At 29.0% G+C, this 2,407-nt stretch carries 3 protein-coding genes and 2 pseudogenes; 2 read left to right on the forward strand and 3 right to left on the reverse strand.

Going from position 1 to position 2,407, the window contains the following annotated elements; all coding sequences use genetic code 11:
* From VK998_RS05220 to VK998_RS05230, 3 genes and pseudogenes are all read right to left on the reverse strand, one after another.
* Nucleotides 1-162 (reverse strand): annotated as a pseudogene (locus VK998_RS05220) (L-serine ammonia-lyase, iron-sulfur-dependent subunit beta); the annotation flags it as partial.
* A gap of 68 nt (nt 163-230) precedes the next feature.
* Nucleotides 231-875 (reverse strand): undecaprenyl diphosphate synthase family protein, encoded by a 645-nt coding sequence (locus VK998_RS05225; RefSeq protein ID WP_325226286.1) that lies wholly within the window; start codon nt 873-875, stop codon nt 231-233.
* Nucleotides 876-1,027: 152 nt separating this feature from the next.
* Entirely contained in the window at nt 1,028-1,426 is a 399-nt protein-coding gene (locus VK998_RS05230; RefSeq protein WP_325226288.1) for a PspC domain-containing protein, read from the reverse strand.
* A gap of 261 nt (nt 1,427-1,687) precedes the next feature.
* On the opposite strand from VK998_RS05230, the gene VK998_RS05235 reads away from it, so the two are divergent.
* Both VK998_RS05235 and VK998_RS05240 read left to right on the forward strand, forming a co-directional pair.
* Entirely contained in the window at nt 1,688-2,008 is a 321-nt protein-coding gene (locus VK998_RS05235; protein WP_325226290.1) for an FHA domain-containing protein, read from the forward strand.
* 10 nt (nt 2,009-2,018) lie between these two features.
* Nucleotides 2,019-2,407 (forward strand): annotated as a pseudogene (locus VK998_RS05240) (FtsW/RodA/SpoVE family cell cycle protein); the annotation flags it as partial.

Raw genomic sequence — 2,407 nt, forward strand, 5'->3', positions numbered from 1 at the left:
TGTTTTAGCAAAGGAACCATGAAGGTAGAAAGTGACCTTATAAAATAGGTTTCCTGCAATTTCACTTCCAATTTTACCAAGCCTTGCAGCCCCTGCTGTATGAGAACTAGAAGGTCCAATCATTACAGGACCTAAAATATCAAATACTCCATAATTTTTCATTCAAATCCTCCTCCCATTAGTGTTTTAATTTTAGCATTTTATAATGATTTAGGCAACAAAAAAGGAGGTTATCCTCCTAAAGTTATATCCTGTTTATCATACCAATTAAGAGCATCATAAAGATGTTCATGTTTAAAATCTGGCCAATAATCATCAATTACATAAAAGTCTGAATATACAGCTTGAAGTGGAGGGAAACCACTTAACCTTCTTCTACCACCCCATCGAATAATTAAATCAACTCTAGAAATATCTCTAGTTTTTATTAGTTGAATTAAGTTAGGATTTTGTTGGTCTGCTTTGAAATAATTCTTTAAATCCCATTGCCATCCATAATTAACAAGAAAATTTACCTTTACACCGCCATTACCAAAATTTTGTCTTTTAAAAGTAAAAGGGATTAAAGATTTAGGAAACATTTCTGAATCGGTATTGCCTACAACTAGCAAAGAAGCATCTTCATTTGCTAACATCTTAACTGCTTCTACACAGGCCTTAGTAAAAGCTAATCGTTGAACTCTAGGGCGTTTGGTATTATCTACTGTAAATCCATAATAGGTAATCTCTTTTATACCTATTTTTTCACATAGTTTAAATACTTCTAAACCAGGAGCTAATCCTTTCTGATATCCTTTTTCTTTAGAAAGACCATTCTTTATTGCCCATCTTCTATTTCCATCAGGTATAATTCCTATATGTTCAGGGATTCTCATAGTATCACTACCTTCCTAATTTTCTTTGTTCATATTATTTCCAGTTGGTAGTTGAAAAATACATTGTATAGATTATTAAACTGCATCAAAAATAAGCAATAAAAAAGCTAATGTTATTTTTAGCAAATACTTTCAATAACATTAGCTTTTGTTCATCGCTTATTATTAATTATAATATAAATACCTGCAAGGATTAATAATACAGGCCAATATCTAAAAATATTAAAGAACTGAAATATATGTTGAGGTAGTATCAGTCGGGCTAACATATAACCGCCTACAACAACTAAAGCAATACCAATAAAAATAGGAGTATTTCTGGTATTGCTACTGGAACTGTCATCAGAATCTTGATATATAACTCCAGTATCTTCAGGGATTATTAATGCACATACAATATAAGCTATTAGCCCTGGCCCCCCTGGCATAAAAGTGATTAACACCCAAAGTATACGTATAATTACTGGATCTACATTAAAATATTCTCCTATTCCGCCACAGACTCCAGCCAAGACTCTATCTGAACTTGAGCGTTTTAACTTTTTATTCATATCTTGCCTCCTCTTAAACCCTTTAGTATTAAATACTATTTTAACAGATAATTGGCTAAAATTAAATATAGATATAATTTTATTTTATTCCCAATAAACAATCTTTATGATAACATTAATGAAAGGATAGAAAAAATATGGAGGATTAAAATGTTTAATATATTTTCTTTAATTTTTAAATATATATTCATAATAATAATTTACGTATTCATAGTAAGTATAATAAGACTCATATACCTGGACATCAAAGGTATAGATACAATGCCGTTAGATGATGATAGCTATTTAAAACTTGTAAATAAGAAAGATACTTTACCATTTAAGGTAAAAGAATATTATCATTTAGATGATGAAACTTATTTAGGCAGGAATAAAGATAATGAAATAATTATTAAGGACCCATATATTTCTAAAGTTCATTTTAAAATAGTTAAAGATGAAGGAAATTATTTTTTAGAGGATTTAGATAGCGCTAATGGAACTTTTTTAAACGGAGATAGAGTTATGGATGTAGTAAAGTTAAAAAATGGTGATAGAATAAGAGTAGGACAAGTTGAATTTTTGTATGTAAGTAGAGAGTAGGGATAGAAATATGTTAAATAAAAAGGTTAGTTATAAATTGCCTCGTAATTTATTGGTGCTGTTTGAAATAATGGCTTTATTGCTTCTTTTTATATATGATAAAGATAATTTAGATAAACTTACTATTATCTATGGTCTGACCCTTATTTTTATTGTTTATATTTCTAATTTTCTATTATTGCGTATAACAACAGGAGATAATTATATATTTCTTATAGTGACTATGCTTATAAGTATTGGAGTTATAATGATCTATAGGATAGAACCATCTTTAGGCATAAAACAAGTCCTTTGGATAGGATTAGGGATTATTGTATTTTTTGCAACCTATTTTATCTTTAAAAAAATAAAAGGATGGGAAGAATGGATTTTAGTATATGGGATTGGAGCCATTGGATT

The sequence above is a fragment of the Schnuerera sp. genome (genome assembly GCF_035459645.1).
Classification (GTDB): domain Bacteria; phylum Bacillota; class Clostridia; order Tissierellales; family Tepidimicrobiaceae; genus Schnuerera.

What these genes read in the sequence shown, in the direction of transcription:
- VK998_RS05225 (WP_325226286.1), bottom strand. Translation starts at nt 875, where the DNA reads ATGAGAATCCCTGAACATATAGGAATTATACCTGATGGAAATAGAAGA.
- VK998_RS05230 (WP_325226288.1), bottom strand. Translation starts at nt 1,426, where the DNA reads ATGAATAAAAAGTTAAAACGCTCAAGTTCAGATAGAGTCTTGGCTGGA.
- VK998_RS05235 (WP_325226290.1), top strand. Translation starts at nt 1,688, where the DNA reads ATGCCGTTAGATGATGATAGCTATTTAAAACTTGTAAATAAGAAAGAT.